This window comes from Bradyrhizobium sp. SZCCHNR1043, assembly GCF_032489675.1.
Taxonomy (GTDB): Bacteria; Pseudomonadota; Alphaproteobacteria; order Rhizobiales; family Xanthobacteraceae; genus Bradyrhizobium.
Map to the genome: position 1 here is coordinate 179,219 of NZ_JAUEYN010000005.1, position 15,107 is coordinate 194,325.

General features: G+C 65.9%; 12 protein-coding genes. 8 read left to right on the forward strand and 4 right to left on the reverse strand.

Features of this window, described 5'->3' with window-relative positions; all coding sequences use genetic code 11:
- Positions 1–14 precede the first annotated feature (14 nt).
- From xth to styA, 3 genes are all read right to left on the reverse strand, one after another.
- Complete coding sequence (gene xth / locus QX039_RS10570; RefSeq protein ID WP_315770804.1) at positions 15–806, reverse strand: exodeoxyribonuclease III; 792 nt, start codon at positions 804–806, stop codon at positions 15–17.
- A 430-nt stretch (positions 807–1,236) separates the two neighbouring features.
- Complete coding sequence (locus tag QX039_RS10575; RefSeq protein WP_315770802.1) at positions 1,237–1,764, reverse strand: flavin reductase family protein; 528 nt, start codon at positions 1,762–1,764, stop codon at positions 1,237–1,239.
- Positions 1,765–1,780: 16 nt separating this feature from the next.
- On the reverse strand, positions 1,781–3,028 hold the full coding sequence (gene styA / locus QX039_RS10580; protein WP_315770801.1) for a styrene monooxygenase subunit StyA: 1,248 nt from the start codon (positions 3,026–3,028) through the stop codon (positions 1,781–1,783).
- A gap of 95 nt (positions 3,029–3,123) precedes the next feature.
- Here styA and QX039_RS10585 point away from each other — a divergent pair, with 95 nt between their 5' ends.
- The 3 genes from QX039_RS10585 to QX039_RS10595 all read left to right on the forward strand — a co-directional run bounded on the left by QX039_RS10585 (position 3,124) and on the right by QX039_RS10595 (position 8,114).
- The gene (locus QX039_RS10585; protein WP_315770799.1) at positions 3,124–4,029 is read left to right on the forward strand and encodes a LysR family transcriptional regulator; all 906 of its coding nucleotides are present in this window, start codon (positions 3,124–3,126) and stop codon (positions 4,027–4,029) included.
- Between the two features lie 267 nt (positions 4,030–4,296).
- A complete protein-coding gene (locus QX039_RS10590; protein WP_315770797.1) occupies positions 4,297–5,037 on the forward strand; it encodes a metallophosphoesterase family protein in 741 nt (246 codons plus the stop codon).
- Between the two features lie 761 nt (positions 5,038–5,798).
- A complete protein-coding gene (locus QX039_RS10595; protein ID WP_315738154.1) occupies positions 5,799–8,114 on the forward strand; it encodes an ATP-binding protein in 2,316 nt (771 codons plus the stop codon).
- A 15-nt stretch (positions 8,115–8,129) separates the two neighbouring features.
- On the opposite strand, the gene erpA is transcribed toward QX039_RS10595, so the two are convergent.
- Complete coding sequence (gene erpA, locus QX039_RS10600; protein WP_315711699.1) at positions 8,130–8,471, reverse strand: iron-sulfur cluster insertion protein ErpA; 342 nt, start codon at positions 8,469–8,471, stop codon at positions 8,130–8,132.
- A 110-nt stretch (positions 8,472–8,581) separates the two neighbouring features.
- On the opposite strand from erpA, the gene QX039_RS10605 reads away from it, so the two are divergent.
- From QX039_RS10605 to QX039_RS10625, 5 genes are all read left to right on the forward strand, one after another.
- Positions 8,582–9,748 (forward strand): deoxyguanosinetriphosphate triphosphohydrolase, encoded by a 1,167-nt coding sequence (locus QX039_RS10605; protein ID WP_315738153.1) that lies wholly within the window; start codon positions 8,582–8,584, stop codon positions 9,746–9,748.
- 8 nt (positions 9,749–9,756) lie between these two features.
- Positions 9,757–11,553, forward strand: coding sequence for an arginine--tRNA ligase (gene argS / locus QX039_RS10610; RefSeq protein WP_315770796.1), 1,797 nt, complete (start codon positions 9,757–9,759; stop codon positions 11,551–11,553).
- A gap of 95 nt (positions 11,554–11,648) precedes the next feature.
- Positions 11,649–13,199, forward strand: coding sequence for an SPOR domain-containing protein (locus QX039_RS10615; protein ID WP_315770794.1), 1,551 nt, complete (start codon positions 11,649–11,651; stop codon positions 13,197–13,199).
- Between the two features lie 42 nt (positions 13,200–13,241).
- Entirely contained in the window at positions 13,242–14,270 is a 1,029-nt protein-coding gene (nagZ, locus tag QX039_RS10620; protein WP_315770793.1) for a beta-N-acetylhexosaminidase, read from the forward strand.
- Positions 14,267–15,106 (forward strand): ScpA family protein, encoded by an 840-nt coding sequence (locus QX039_RS10625; protein ID WP_315738149.1) that lies wholly within the window; start codon positions 14,267–14,269, stop codon positions 15,104–15,106. Before nagZ ends, QX039_RS10625 begins: the two co-directional genes overlap by 4 nt.
- Position 15,107 lies beyond the last annotated feature (1 nt).

Consider the following 15,107-nt stretch of genomic DNA (forward strand, 5'->3'; position numbering starts at 1 on the left):
ACCGTCCTTGAACTCTACGCCGTCTCGAGATCGAAATCGGCCCACACCGGCACGTGATCCGACGGCTTCTCCCAGGCGCGGACATAACTGTCGATGCCGACCTCGACCAGCCTGTCGCTGGCCTGCGGCGACAGCAGCAGATGATCGATTCGGATCCCCATGTTCTTCTGCCAGGCGCCGGCCTGATAGTCCCAGAACGTGTATTGCCCGGGCGCATCGGTCACCGCGCGCAGCGCATCGGTGAGCCCGAGGCCGAGCAGCGCCTGGAAGCTCTCGCGCGTCTGCGGGCGGAACAGCGCGTCCTCGACCCAGGCTTCCGGATTGGAGACGTCGGCCGCCGTGGGGATGACGTTGAAATCGCCTGCGAGGATCAGCGGCTCCTCGGTCTTCAGCCGTTCACGCGCATAGTCACGAAGCCGCGACATCCATTTGAGCTTGTAGGGATATTTTTCCGTGTTCGGCGGATTGCCGTTGGGCAGATAGAGGCAGGCGATGCGGACGACGCCGCTTCTGAGGCTGACCACGCCTTCCAGGAAGCGCGCATGCACATCCTCTGCATCTCCATCGAGCCCGGACTTGGTCTCGTCGAACGGCAGCTTCGACAACAGCGCCACGCCGTTGAAGGTCTTCTGGCCGTGCGTCACCACGTTGTAGCCGAGCGCCTCGATCTCCAGCCTGGGGAACGCGTCATCGGTGCACTTGATCTCCTGCAGGCAGACGATGTCCGGCGCGCACTCCTTCAGCCAGGTGAGGAGGTGATCGATCCGCTGCCGGACCGAATTGACGTTCCAGGTGGCGATGCGCATGGCCTGAGGTTCCCGGGGGAAGGAGAAACGGCCCCGGTTAGATCAAGCCGCGACCACCCCGGTCAAGGCGAATGGCGTGGAATCACAGGCTGAACGAGCGCCGCTAGCCGACGACGAGCGCAACTCCTGTGGACCACCGGCCGCAGGGCTGGCGCCTGCGGTGCCGATCCATTTGACGGCGAGGCGGGGTGGGCGGTAAAATTTAGGTTCGATCGTCACGTGGCCGCGCTCCGGTCATCCTGGAGCCGCCACAACGGGGGGCATCGACCCCGGACCGATCGGCGGTTGAGCCTCACGACTGTGCCGGACCCGCAGTCTTCAATGTGACGATGTTTGGCTCACTAAGTCGTCCCGGCGAACCGCATCAGACTTCCGTCGACTGGTGGGGTGGGCAAAAGGCGCGCAGCGCCGTGCCCACCGCGCCACGCGGTCAAATGCTCCATCCCTCCGCCGGATACGCCGGCGCATCGCCCGGCAAGATCTCCGCACCCAAGCCGTTGCGGAAGCGGCTGGCGTAGAACGCGAGCGGCAGGCCGTCCCTGTGCCGGCACCAGCGGACCTCGCCGATGAACAGCGTGTGGTCAGCGATCTCGACCGTGCTGACGACCTCGCAGCCGAACTGCGCGATGGCCTGCGGCAGCAGGAAGAACCCGTCGCGCGCGTCAAGCGCTGGTGCTCCTTGGGCCAGCGGAGTGCCGGCGAAATGCCGGCATATCGCGACGTCATCGGCCGCGAGCACATTGACCGCATAGCGACGTGTCGTGCTCACCGCCTGCCACGTCCGGCCGCGCTTCAGCGACACCAGCACCGTCGGAGGCTGCGTCGAGACCGTGGTGAAGCTGTTGGCGGTCATGCCGACCGCCGCGCCGTCTTCGCCGCTGCTGGTCACCACGGTCACACCGGTCGAGAACCGCGACGCGGCCGCGCGAAAACTGGCCGGGTCCGGCTGATGGCTCATCGGCTTTTCTCCGCCATCACGCTGCAAGCTTTGCTCGGTCATCGATCCAGGCATGAATCCGCCGCTCGCTCGCCAGCCGGTCCCATTGCCGCTCAGGATAGTTGAAATTGTCGGTGAACTCGTCGCAGAGCCCGCGATCCTGCGCCATGGTGAAGATCAGCCGGCCCATCGCCTCCGAGGGCGGCTGTAGCATCAGGTTGGTCCAGCGCGCGGCGGCGAGCACGCGGTTCTCGCGCGCACGATCGACCGTCTCGACGAAGCGGTCGTCGAACGCCACCGCCTCGGTGATCGCCTTGCCAAGCTCGAACGCGGCATAGGAGGCCATGTTGGCACCCTGGCCCATCATCGGATCGACCACGGAATGCACGTCGCCGAGCGCGATCGCGATCTTGCCGTCGTCGAAGCTGACCGAGGAGCGCCGCACGGTCGGCACCACGGCGCCCTGCAAGAGGTCCAGCGGCTGCAGATCGAAGCGGTGCGTGTCGATCCGGTTGTAGGTGTGCGGATGGTGATTCTCCAGCTTGTCGAGCAGCGTCCGCCGGAAGCCCGAGGGATCGGCGTCGTAGTTGAGCGACACCAGCTCGGCCATGTCACCGCCGGGAATGTTCTCCATCAGCAGCGCCGTCTTCATGCCGCCGAAGGTGAGCGTCGGGATCACGATCATCTCGCCATGCCCCGGCGAGACCGACAGCGTCACGCCGCGCGGATCGTCGCCGTCGGGGCTGCCGTGGTCGACGCCGTCATACAGGCCGACGCAGAGCAGGCGCTGCGGCTGGTTGTAGGGCGACAGCTCCGGCCGGTGGCTGAACATCCGCCCCAGCGCGCCCTTGCCGGTCGATACCACGAGCAGGTCGAAGCGCGCCACCAGCGCCGGAATGTCGTCGTCCTGAATGCTGGCATATTCGATCGCGCCGCCGCGATCCTCGAAATCCTTCATCAGCGCCGGCAAATAGATCCGATAGTCGACGGCCCGGCTCGGCTGCTTGAACGCGCCGCGGAAGAGCAGGGGGCTGCCCGGAAAATTGAAGAAGTGATCATGGTGGTGATAGACGACATCAGGATCGTCCCAATGGTTCACGCCGAGCTCGTTCTCGCGTGCCACCGTGACGCCGTGGTGCGCCACCGTGTTCATCAGCCGCGTTGCAGCATACTGCTCGGGCTCGCGGTCGGTCAGGACCGTCGCCCGGACGCCATGCTTTTGCAGATAGAGCGCGAGATGCAGCCCGCCGATGCCGGCTCCGACAATGCCAATCGACTTCTCCATGGTCTCCCTCCGTTTCATTTTTTGAGAGGCTAGACCAGGCCGCCTCCTGACGTATACGGAATGAGGAGAATAAAACTCATTCCGGGGAGGAATGGATGGACCGGATCGACGCGCTGCAGACCTTCATCCGCGTCATGGAGGCCGGCAGCTTCACCCAGGCCGCGGCCGATCTCGGCTTGGGACAACCGGCGATCACCAAGCGCATCGCGCTCTTGGAGGAGCAGTTCGGCTGCCGCCTGTTCGTCCGCACCACGCGCAAGCTGCGTCCGACCACCGAGGCCGATCGCGTCCTCAAGCTCGCCAAGGACATCGTCACCTTGTTCGAGAGCGCCGGCGTGCCGTCGCCGAAGCGCGTCGGCGCGCCCTCGGGCACCTTGCGGATGACGGTGCCGACCTCGTTCGGCCGCTATTTCTTCGCTGACATCTTCGCCGAATATAGCCGCCGTTATCCCGAGGTGCGGCTCGACATCCGGTTCACCGAGCAGTTCGTTGACCTCGTCGAAACCGGAACCGAGCTCGCCGTCCGTATTGGCGTGCTCAGCTCGAGCTCGCTGGTCGCGCGCCGCGTCGGCACCGTGAAGCGGCTGCTGGTCGCGGCGCCCACGCTGCTCGCCCGGCACCGTCAGCCGCGGCTGCCGAACGATCTGCGCGAGCTCCCCTGCGTGACCTATTCGCGGTTGTCGCCAAAGAACGAATGGAGCTTCGAGTCCGAGACCGGCCGCCACGTCGTCGGCATCATGCCATCGCTCACGTGTGATGACGCCGACATCATGACCCTGGCCGCGCTGGAAGGGCTCGGCGCTGCCGTGCTGCCGGACTGGTGCGCTGTGGAGCATATCGTGTCGGGCAAGCTGATCCACTTGCTGCCCGACTACGACGTCCCGTCGCTGCCGCTGCACGTCGTCTATCCCGATCCGCAATGGATGTCGCATAGGGCGCGTCTGTTTCGCGACCTGATCATCGAGCGCGCCGATGTGTTCGCGATCAATGCGCCGCAATGAGAGAATCGTAGGGTGGGCAAAGGCGCACAGCGACGCGCCAGCGTCGCGAGCACCGTGCCCATCGTTCCACAACATGATCGCGATGGTGGGCACGCGCCGCCTTCGGCGCCGCTTTGCCCACCCTACGTTTGCGCCGTCATTGCGAGCGAAGCGAAGTAATCCATAGTTCCTGGGTCGCCCTGGGTTGCTTCGCTTCGCTCGCAATGACGATCATGCTATGGCTCTGTCTCAAGTGATCACTACGAATTGCGACGCGAGGAAACGACAATGCGACTGGCCGTGATTTCCGATGTGCATGGCAATCTTCCGGCACTGGAGGCCGTGCTCGCCGACATCGCGACCCGCAGCGTCGATGCCACCGTCAATCTCGGCGACTGCGTCACCAGCCCGCTATGGCCGCAGGAAACCTTCGAGCTGCTGCAGTCGCTGGCGCTGCCGACGGTGCGCGGCAATCATGACCGCTGGATCGAGGAATGGCCGGAGGAGAAGCTGTCGCCGGCCGGCCGCTTCGCGCGTGCGGCGCTCACGCCTGAGCAGCGACGCCAGTTGCATGCCTTGCCGGCGCGGATCGCGTTGGAGCAGGGCATTCTTGCCGTCCACGGCACGCCGGATGACGACAGCACCTGCCTCCTCGAAGAGATGCTCGACGACGGCCGCTACGTCTCGGCGCGTCGCGACGTGCTGGCCGCGCGTCTCGTCAATCTCGGCGGCGCCACGCTGGTGCTGTGTGGCCACAGCCATCGGCAGGCGATGGTGCAGGTGCCGCGCGGTCCCCTGGTGGTCAATCCCGGCAGCGTCGGCTGCCCCGTATTCGGCGACATCCCCGTCGCTGCCCAGCTCGAATATCGCTCGCCGCACGTGCGCTATGCCGTTCTGACGGAGCGGCGCGGACATTGGCAGGTGGAGTTGTTCGCGCTGACCTACGACTGGGATCGCGCCGCGGCGCGCGCCATGGAGAACGGGTTTCCGCGTTGGGCCAGCGCCTACGCATCCGGCGCGGTGATCTGAGGGATCGGTCCGAGCGCGGCGCGACACTGGCCCTCGCGCGTGCCCGTCGGGCAAATCGGTGGCGCGGCCTTGTGTATTCTTCGAGCGTCAGCCGGTGCGGCCGGCGTCGAATCCGTCTGCGCGCCGAAAGGATTTTCGTCAGTCGCTTCAAGCTGATTTGCCCTGTCCAGTCCCGCGTCGAAAAATTTCGTTGTTTCTTTTTATCAGAAATCGTGCTTCATTCAGGTCGTCCCGCCCCGGCACGAGGGGCGTATCGCGATCGTCACGACACGCGGGGCGGGATGCGACGGGCGCTGTGGACTGCAGCATGGCTGATGCCGTGCGGACGAACAGTCCTGGCGCACGCCGAAATCGCATGGTCCTGGTCTCCCGATGCTGAGGCCAAGCCGGTGGGGACGATGATCCGCCGGTCACGGGGGCAATCAAGCCGGTCCCCGGGGAGAGTGCGTATAAGGCGTAGAGCCGTCGCGCAGGGAATGCCGGTTGACCGGCTGGACCTGTGGTGACTGCCGCCTGCTTTTTTTCTGCAGGCGGGCCATGGGTTGCGGCCAGCACCCGGCATTCCCTGCGCCCTCGACCTCAACGAGGGTGAAATCGACGATCATGACTCGGGCATATCGTGCCGCGAGAACGACGAGTTGCATCCAGCCCTGTCAGCGCGCGCGTTCGGAGCTTCCGTAATTCTACGGGCGGGACAATTAACGCGGCTGAAGCAGCCGGTCAGGCATGGCAAGGGATCACAAGGAAGGTTCTGCGCGCTCATGAATTGGCCTGGGGATCCCACGCGCTCGAAGCGAACGGCCGGTGGCAGCCCGCTGGGTGCCTTCTTCCTTTGGATCGGCGGCTTCGGCGCCATCGAAGGTCTCGACGATGAAGCGCTGACCGAGCGCGATCGCCGGCGCATCCGGGCGCAGCAGGTCGATGCCGTCGCGCGCCTCGTCCCCGTGACCATCGGCATCAATTTCGCCAACGCGGCGATCATTCTCGGCGTGTTCTGGAACACCGTCTCCAATCTCTTCCTCATCGCGTGGGGCGCCGCGATCGCCGTGGCCGGCGGCATGGCGCTGCGCGGCTGGTGGCGCGCGCGCAAGTCGCGGCCGCAGGAGGCGTCCGAACGCGCCATCTCCCGGATGACGCTGCAGGCGTTTTTCTTGGCGACCATCTGGGGATCGCTGCCGCTGATCGTGATGCCGCAGGTCGATCCGCATCTGCAGATCATCGTGGGCTCGCTGATGACCGGGATGATCTCCGGTGGCGCGTTCGCGATGTCGAGCGTGCCGCGGGCCGGCCTCGCCTACACCTGGACCCTGATGCTCGCCTCGGTGGGGTCGCTGTTTCTGTGCGGCGGCGCGACCTATCTCGTGCTCGTCGTGTTCCTGCTGCTCTACACCTCGTTCATGGTGCGTCACCTGGTGTCGCACGGCAACGTGTTCCTGGAGAACCTGAAGGCGCAGATCCGGCATGAGCGCCAGAACGAGACGATCTCGCTGCTGCTGAAGGAATTCCAGGAGAACGCCGCGAGCTGGCTGTGGCAGACCGATGCCGAGGGCCGTCTGATCGACGCGCCGCAGCGCTTCGCCGACGTGGCGCAGCTTCCGCTCGATCAGCTCAAGGGCGAGCGGCTGATCGATACGCTGAAATATCTCTGCCCAACGGATACGGCGACGCTTTCGACTCTCGCCGACCGCATGGCAAAGCGGCTGTCGATCCCGGAGATCCTGATCCATGTCGTGGTCGCGGGCGGCGAGCGCCGCCGCTGGGCGCTGACGGCGCGGCCGGCGCGCGACCATGAGGGCAAGTTCGCGGGCTATCGCGGCTTCGGCCGCGACGTCACCGAGCGCTGGCGGGCCGAGCAGGCGGAGGCCGAGAGCCGTGCCAAGTCCGACTTCCTGGCGATGATGAGCCACGAGATCCGCACGCCCATGAACGGCGTGCTCGGGCTCGCCTCGACCCTGCTGGAGACAAAGCTCGACGATGAGCAGCGCCACGCGGTCATGACGATCCGCGAGTCCGGCGACAATCTGCAGCGCATCCTCAACGACATCCTCGATCTGTCCAAGCTCAATGCCGGCAAGCTCGAATTCGAGACGGTGGATTTTTCGCCGGCAGCCCTGGTCGAGGCGGTCACCGCCATCATGGGGGTCAATGCGAAATCGAAGAGCCTGCTGGTCAACGCGGACATCGATCCGAAGCTGCCGCCGGCTCTGAAGGGCGACGTGGCGCGCATTCGCCAGGTCCTGATCAATCTTGCATCGAACGCGGTGAAGTTCACCGAGCGCGGCGGCGTCACCATTGCCGTAGCCTGCCGCACGCGGGACGATCACAAGGCGACGATCGAGTGGCGCGTCTCCGACACCGGCATGGGCATTCCCGCCGATCGCGTCGGCAAGCTGTTCACGGATTTCGCCCAGGCCGATGCGTCGATCAATCGCCGCTTCGGCGGCACCGGGCTGGGGCTCGCGATCTCCCGGCGCATCATCGAGCAGATGGGCGGATCGATTGCGGTGTCGTCGGTACAGGGCGAAGGCTCGACCTTCCGCTTCAGCCTGACCCTGCCGTGGAGCGACAAGCAGGTGTCCGATCAGCGCGGCGACCGCGTCGGCGCCGGCGACCTCAAGGCGCGGATCGGGGCGCTCGGCCGTCCCTTGCGGGTCCTGATCGCCGAGGACGACGCCACCAACCGCATGGTGGTGTCGAAGATGCTGCAGGAGTTCGCGGTCGAGAAATGCACCGTTCCGGATGGCTTGCAGGCGGTGAAGGCGGCGGACGAACAGGAATTCGATCTGGTGCTGATGGACGTCCGCATGCCCGAGATGGATGGCATCACTGCGACCCGGACCATCCGGGCGAGGGGCGGGCGGCTCGCCGAGCTCCCGATCATCGCGCTCACGGCCAACGCCTTCCCGGACGACATCAAGCAGTGCCGCGAGGCCGGCATGACCGACTTTCTGGCCAAGCCGTTGCGCAAGCCGGCCATGGTGGCGGCGATGCTGAAGGCAATCGGAACGCCCGCACCGAGCCTTGAAGGGCCAACGCTTGCGCCGTCCGACGGCCCTGCCGTTACCGCGGAGGTCTGACCGATACGACGGAGGCTAGACCGAGAAGCTGGTGCCGCAGCCGCAGGAGGCGGTGGCGTTGGGATTATTGACCCGGAACGAGGCGCCCATCAGGTCGTCGACGAAATCGACCTCCGAGCCGGCGAGGAACGGCACCGAGGCCGGATCGACCAGCACCACCGCGCGATCGCGCTCGATGACGAGATCGTCGTCCGCCTTGGCGCGGTCGATGTCGAACTTGTACTGGAAGCCGGAGCAGCCACCGCCTTCGACCGAGATGCGCAGCATCGCGCCGGCGCTCTCCTTGCCGAGGATCTCTCCGATGCGGCGGGCGGCGCGTTCGCTGATGGTGACGGGGCCGGTCGAGGCATCAGTCATGGCAATGGGTCTCCGGGAGGCGCGTCATGCCCTATTCATTTGGTGCCGGGCACTCCCCATAGTTAAGTGGGCTCCGCTGAGGAATCAAACCGCAAAAGGAACAATCGCCCGTGTCGGTCGGAATGGCTGCCCCCCGCGCTCCCTATTCCTGCGATCCCGATCGCAGCCGGGGCCGCCTGTTCGCCGAGCCGCCGTCCCGCACCCGCAGCCCCTTTCGCCGCGATTGCGACCGCGTGATCCATTCGACCGCCTTCCGACGGCTCAAGCACAAGACCCAGGTGTTCGTCTTCCACGAAGGCGACCACTACCGCACCCGTCTGACCCATTCTTTGGAAGTCGCCCAGATCGCCCGCGCGCTCGCCCGCCAGTTCGGCCTCGACGAGGACCTGACGGAGACGCTGGCCTTGGCGCATGATCTCGGCCATCCGCCGTTCGGCCATGCCGGCGAGCGCGCGCTGAACCGCTGCATGGCGGACCATGGCGGCTTCGACCACAATGCCCAGACATTGCGCATCGTCACGTCGTTCGAGCAGCGCTACCCGGATTTCGACGGTCTCAACCTGACCTGGGAATCGCTCGAGGGCATCGTCAAGCACAACGGGCCGTTGCAGGCGCCGATCCCGCCGGGAATTACCGAGTTCAACGCCCGGTTCGACCTGGAGCTGTGGAGCTATGCCTCGCTCGAGGCCCAGGTCGCGGCGCTGGCGGACGACATCGCCTATGATGCCCACGACATCGACGACGGGCTGCGCGCCGGCCTGTTCACGGTCGACGACCTCAAGGAGATTCCGCTGCTCGCGGCGATGATCGCCGAGATCGACCGCCAATATCCGGCGCTCGATCCGATCCGGCGCGGCGCCGAGCTGGTGCGCGAGCTGATCTCTTACCTGATCGCAGCCGTGGCGGCTGAGACCGAGCGCCGGATCGCGCGGGCGCAGCCGATGTCGCCTCACGACATCAGGCGGCACAGCGGGCCGCTGGTGGCATTTCCGGCCGATGTGGCCGAGCACGAGGCGACCATCAAAGGGTTTCTCTGGCAGCGGATGTACCGTCATGAGCGGGTGATGCGGGTGATGCGCGATGCCGAGCGCATCGTCGCCGACCTGTACGGCCGCTACCATGAGGACGGTTCGACGCTGCCCGCGGGCTGGCTGGACGGTTGCGAGGGCGAGGGCGATCGGGCTCGCCGCATCGGCCACTTTATCGCCGGAATGACGGACCGTTTCGCCTTAACGGAGCACCACCGGCTTTTTGACTCGACTCCGGATTTGCGTTAGGCGGCGGCATGGTCGAACAAGCTTCCACCCCTTACCTTTTTGCCGACATGCTCGCGCGTGTCCACGCCATCTGCGCCGCGCTCGCCAAGCAGGGCGGCTGGCCCGAGGGCATCGATTTTTCGCGCGTGGTGGTCGAGCCGCCGCGCGATCCGAGCCATGGCGACATGGCCACCAATGCCGCGATGGTGCTCGCCAAGGAGGCGAAGGCCAAGCCGCGCGAACTCGCCGAGCAGATCGCCGAACGTCTGCGGGCCGACGAACTCGTCGCCAAGGTCGACGTCGCCGGTCCCGGCTTTATCAATCTGACGCTTCAGCCGGTGGTCTGGGCGCAAGCGCTCGGCACGATCCTGCGCGAAGGCGCTGCTTACGGCTGCGTCACGCCGGTGCCCGGCGCGCCGAAGGTGAACGTCGAGTACGTGTCGGCCAATCCGACCGGGCCGATGCATGTCGGACACTGCCGCGGCGCCGTGTTCGGCGATGCGCTATGCAGCCTGCTGCAGTTCGCCGGGCGCGACGTCACGCGCGAGTACTACATCAACGACGCCGGCGCGCAGGTCGACGTACTCGCACGCTCCGCCTTCCTCAGATATCGCGAGGCGCTCGGCGAGGATATCGGCGCGATTCCGGATGGGCTCTATCCCGGCGACTATCTCAAGCCGGTCGGGCAGGCGCTCGCGAGCGAGTACGGCGACAAGCTCAAGGCGCTCCCTGAGACCGAGTGGCTGCCGATCGTACGCGACAAGGCGATCGCGATGATGATGGCCGAGATCAAGGACGATCTCGCCGCGTTGAACATCCGTCATGACGTGTTCTTTTCGGAGCGCTCGCTGATTGCAGGTAGCACCAACAAGGTTGCCGACACGATCGAGTTCCTGCGCGAGCGGGGCGACGTGTATGAAGGCCGTCTGCCGCCGCCAAAGGGCGCGCCGGTGGAGGATTGGGAGGATCGCGAGCAGCTCCTGTTCCGCGCCACCGCCTATGGCGACGACGTCGATCGTCCACTGATCAAGTCGGACGGCAGCTACACCTATTTCGCCTCCGACATTGCCAACCACCGGCACAAGTTCGAGCGCGGCTTCGCCGACCTGATCGACGTATTCGGCGCTGATCACGGCGGCTACATCAAGCGCATGCAGGCGGCGGTGAAGGCCGTCACGGCTGCGCAGGCAGTGCTCGACGTCAAGGTCGTGCAGCTCGTCAAGCTGTTGCGCAATGGCGAGCCGGTGAAGATGTCGAAGCGCTCCGGCGACTTCGTCACCTTGCGGGAAGTTGTTGATGAAGTGGGGCGCGATGCGGTCCGTTTCATGATGCTCTACCGCAAGAACGACGCCGTGCTCGATTTCGACCTTGCCAAGGTGATCGAGCAGTCGCGCGACAATCCCGTGTTCTACGTCCAGTACGGCCACGCGCGAGGGCATTCGATCTTCCGCAATGCCCGGGAAGGCCTGCCCGAATTGCCGGAGGCGGAGGGCGCGCGACTCGCGTTCCTGGCGCAGGCGAATCTCGAAAAACTATCCGACCCGGCTGAACACGACCTCTTGAAACGGCTGGCGCTGTACCCACGTACGGTCGAGAGCGCGGCCGTAGCGCATGAGCCGCACCGGATCGCCTTCTACCTATATGAACTTGCAAGCGAATTTCACGCCCTCTGGACGCGGGGGCGGGATTTGCCCTATTTACGCTTCATTATCGATGATGATGCAGAATTGACCAAGGCACGTTTGGCCATGGTTCAGGGCGTCGTCTCGGTTCTGGCGTCGGGACTTGCGATCTTGGGCGTTAATGCTCCTGATGCAATGCGCTGATTGGGGGAAACACACGACTTCAGTTGGGGGCCTCAATCTGGCAGGGTCCGCCTTAGGACGCATATGCGGCTCACCCGCAGGGACGCTTCATCACGATGGCTGATCGTTACCAGGACAGACCCTTTCCCGCTGATGGTTTTGGCCGTGGTGGAAACCAGCAGGCCGATGCCGATCCGCTCGCCGAACTCGCTCGCCTGATCGGGCAGAACGATCCTTTTGCCGCGTCGGGCCGGGCAACTCCGCAATCTCAGCCGCGTCCGATGGTGCGCCCCGCCGCGCCCGCGCCAGAACAGCCGGTTCCCGGCATGCCTCCTGCCGGCGCTCCGGCCTGGATGCAACGTGCCCAGCCTGCCGCCGCCAACCCCTTCGCCGACATCGGCCGCGAGCCGCCGCAGCCGGCGCCGGCACCGCCGGCCTTTCCGGCGGGCTATCAGGATCCGCGCGGCCAGCCGGGCTTCCCGGACCAGGATTTCGCGCCCGCGCCCGCTCCCCGGCAGCAGCAGGGTTATCCGAACGCGGAGTTCGCCGACCAGCTGTCCAAGCTCGACTACAGCGTCGGGGAGTCGCGCCACGGGTTCGCCGAGAACGACCGCGACTACAACCGCGACAACGGCTTCGATGACAACGAGCCGGACTCCTCGCGCTATGACGATGCGCTGTTCGGGCAGATGGGCTCGGGACAGCAGGGGTTTCAGGGCGACAACGATTTCCAGGACGGCCAATACGGCTATCAGGACGGCTACGACGAGGGCGAGGAAGAGGAGCGGCCGCGGCGGCGCAGCGGCATGAGCACCGTGCTCGCGGTGTTGACCCTTGCAGTGGTCGGCACCGGCGGCGCCTACGGCTACAAGACCTACATCTCGTCCGGCCGCACTGGCGAGCCGCCGATCATTCGCGCCGACAACAGTCCGACCAAGATCATGGCCCAGCAGGATCCGACGCCGAAGGTGCCGGATCGCCTGCTCGGCAATGACGGCGGCGAGAAGCTGGTGTCCCGCGAGGAGACGCCGATGGATCTGAACGCCCGCGGCGGCAATCCGCGCGTGGTGTTCCCGCAAATGAACCAGAATGCGGCTCCGCCGCCGGTCAGCGCCGGGGCGGCCCCGATGTCGCAAATGGCCAACGCCAATGGCATTTTGCCCAACAGTGATCCGCGTCCGATCAAGACGCTGTCCGTGACGGGGGGCAATCAGGCCGCAGCGGCCGATCCGCCGATGCCGGCGACGCCTGCAACCAAGCCGGCGGCGACGCCGAAGGGCCGCAAATCGCCGGCCAACGCCAACGCGTCGGCCGCCAATGACAGCCCGATGCCGCTGACACCGCAGGCCGCCGCACCGGCGCGCATCGCCGCGGCCGTGCCCGTCACCGAGCAGACCCAGAATGATCGTACCGGCGGCTATCTGGTCTCGATCTCGTCGCAGGCCAGCGAGGCGGAGGCGATGTCGTCCTACAAGGCGGTGCAGGACAAGTACGGCGCCGTGCTGGGCAAATATGAGCCGATCATCAGGCGGATGGATCTGGGTGAGAAGGGCGGTGTCAGGTACCGCGCAGCCGTCGGACCCTTCGCGACGAAGGAAGAGGCCAACAAGATGTGCGGATCGTTGAAAACCGCCGGCGGACAGTGTTTCCCGTTTAGCAACCAGTAAGGCTTGCTTGACCGCCCCCGAGGCGGGGTCTATGCGGCCCGCATGACCATGCGGGCTTTCATTACCGGCATCTCCGGGCCTGATCTCACCGACGCCGAGCGCGCGTTCATCCGCGAGTTCAGCCCCTGGGGTTTCATCCTGTTCAAACGCAACGTCCAGTCACCCACCCAAGTGACTGCACTGGTTGAGGAATTAAGGGCCTGCGTCGGCCGCGCCGAGGCTCCAGTCCTGATCGACCAAGAGGGGGGCCGGGTGCAGCGGCTGGGGCCGCCGCATTGGCCGGCCTATCCCGCCGGCGTGGTGTTCGACCGTCTCTACGATCTTGATTCGGCCGCAGGCCTCCGTGCCGCTTGGCTCAGCGCCCGCCTGATCGCCGACGACCTGCTCAAGCTCGGCATCACCGTGGATTGCCTGCCGCTCGCCGACGTCCCCGTCGCCGGCGCTGATGCCGTGATCGGGGATCGGGCTTATGGCACGACGCCAGAAAAGGTGGCGGCGATCGCCCGGGCGGTGACGGAGGGGCTGGAGCAGGGCGGCGTGCTGCCGGTGCTGAAGCACATTCCGGGGCATGGCCGGGCCGCCGCCGACACCCATTTCCGGCTGCCGACCGTGGACACGCCGGAAGCGGAACTCGACGCAACCGATTTCGCCGCCTTCAGGCCGCTGGCCGACCTCCCGATGGCGATGACTGCACATGTTGTGTTTAGCGCGATCGACGCCGCCCATCCGGCCACGACTTCTGCGACAATGATCGAACGGGTGATTCGCAAACGGATCGGGTTCCAGGGTTTGTTGATGAGTGATGACGTTTCCATGAACGCATTGGCCGGATCGATCGCCGAGCGCACGCGTGCGATCGTGGCGGCCGGCTGCGACATGGTTCTTCACTGCAACGGCCGACTGGACGAGATGCAGGCGGTCGCGGCCGAGACGCCGGAGCTGGCCGGCCAGGCTCTGGTTCGCGCCGATCGCGCGCTTGCGGCGCGCAAGGCACCCACAGGCTTCGATCGTGACGCCGCGCGCGGCGAGCTCGACGCCTTGATCAACCGGCTGGGACCCGCGAGCGCATGACCGCTGAAATTCTGTCGTTTGAAACCGGCCGGCCCACCACGGAGCTGGCCGAGGCCGAACCGGCGTTGGTCGTCGACGTCGAGGGCTACGAGGGCCCGCTCGATCTGCTGCTCGCGCTGGCGCGGCAGCAGAAGGTCGACCTCGCCAAGATCTCGATCCTAGCGTTGGCCGACCAGTATCTCCAGTTCATCGAGGCTGCGCGCAAGATCCGGCTCGAGCTCGCTGCCGACTATCTGGTGATGGCGGCTTGGCTCGCCTTCCTGAAGTCGCGTCTCCTGTTGCCCGAGCCGCCAGCGCAGGAAGGGCCGAGCGCCGAGGAGATGGCGACCGCGCTCGCCAACCGGCTGCGCCGCCTGGAGGCGATCCGCGAGGCCGCCAATCGTCTGATGAATCGGCCGCAGTTCCAGCGCGACGTGTTTCCCCGCGGCAATCCGGAAGAGATCGCGGAAGTCCGCCGCCCGAAGTTCACAGCCACCCTGTTCGACCTGCTGTCGGCCTACGCCATTCAACGGCAGGCACGTGTCGTGACATCCGTTCATATGGCCAAGCGCACCGTCTGGTCGCTCGCCGAGGCGCGCGCGTCGCTCGAACGGCTCGTCGGCATGACCGAGGTGTCGGACGACTGGGGATGTCTCGACGACTATCTGCTGAGCTACGTCGCCGAGCCGGCCCAAAAGGCTACCGTCTTCGCATCGAGCTTTGCGGCCGTGCTGGAGCTGGTCCGCGAAGGGCAGCTCGAGCTGAACCAGAAGCAGGCGTTCGCGCCGCTGTATTTTCGTAAGCGTCCACCGATCCAGCCCGGCGCCATGGCTGCGCCGGACTTGACGGTTGAGTAAC

Coding starts and splice junctions, on each gene's coding strand:
- QX039_RS10590 (WP_315770797.1), top strand. CDS start 4,297: ATGCGACTGGCCGTGATTTCCGATGTGCATGGCAATCTTCCGGCACTG.
- QX039_RS10575 (WP_315770802.1), bottom strand. CDS start 1,764: ATGAGCCATCAGCCGGACCCGGCCAGTTTTCGCGCGGCCGCGTCGCGG.
- QX039_RS10615 (WP_315770794.1), top strand. CDS start 11,649: ATGGCTGATCGTTACCAGGACAGACCCTTTCCCGCTGATGGTTTTGGC.
- argS (WP_315770796.1), top strand. CDS start 9,757: ATGGTCGAACAAGCTTCCACCCCTTACCTTTTTGCCGACATGCTCGCG.
- QX039_RS10625 (WP_315738149.1), top strand. CDS start 14,267: ATGACCGCTGAAATTCTGTCGTTTGAAACCGGCCGGCCCACCACGGAG.
- QX039_RS10585 (WP_315770799.1), top strand. CDS start 3,124: ATGGACCGGATCGACGCGCTGCAGACCTTCATCCGCGTCATGGAGGCC.
- nagZ (WP_315770793.1), top strand. CDS start 13,242: ATGACCATGCGGGCTTTCATTACCGGCATCTCCGGGCCTGATCTCACC.
- xth (WP_315770804.1), bottom strand. CDS start 806: ATGCGCATCGCCACCTGGAACGTCAATTCGGTCCGGCAGCGGATCGAT.
- styA (WP_315770801.1), bottom strand. CDS start 3,028: ATGGAGAAGTCGATTGGCATTGTCGGAGCCGGCATCGGCGGGCTGCAT.
- erpA (WP_315711699.1), bottom strand. CDS start 8,471: ATGACTGATGCCTCGACCGGCCCCGTCACCATCAGCGAACGCGCCGCC.
- QX039_RS10595 (WP_315738154.1), top strand. CDS start 5,799: ATGAATTGGCCTGGGGATCCCACGCGCTCGAAGCGAACGGCCGGTGGC.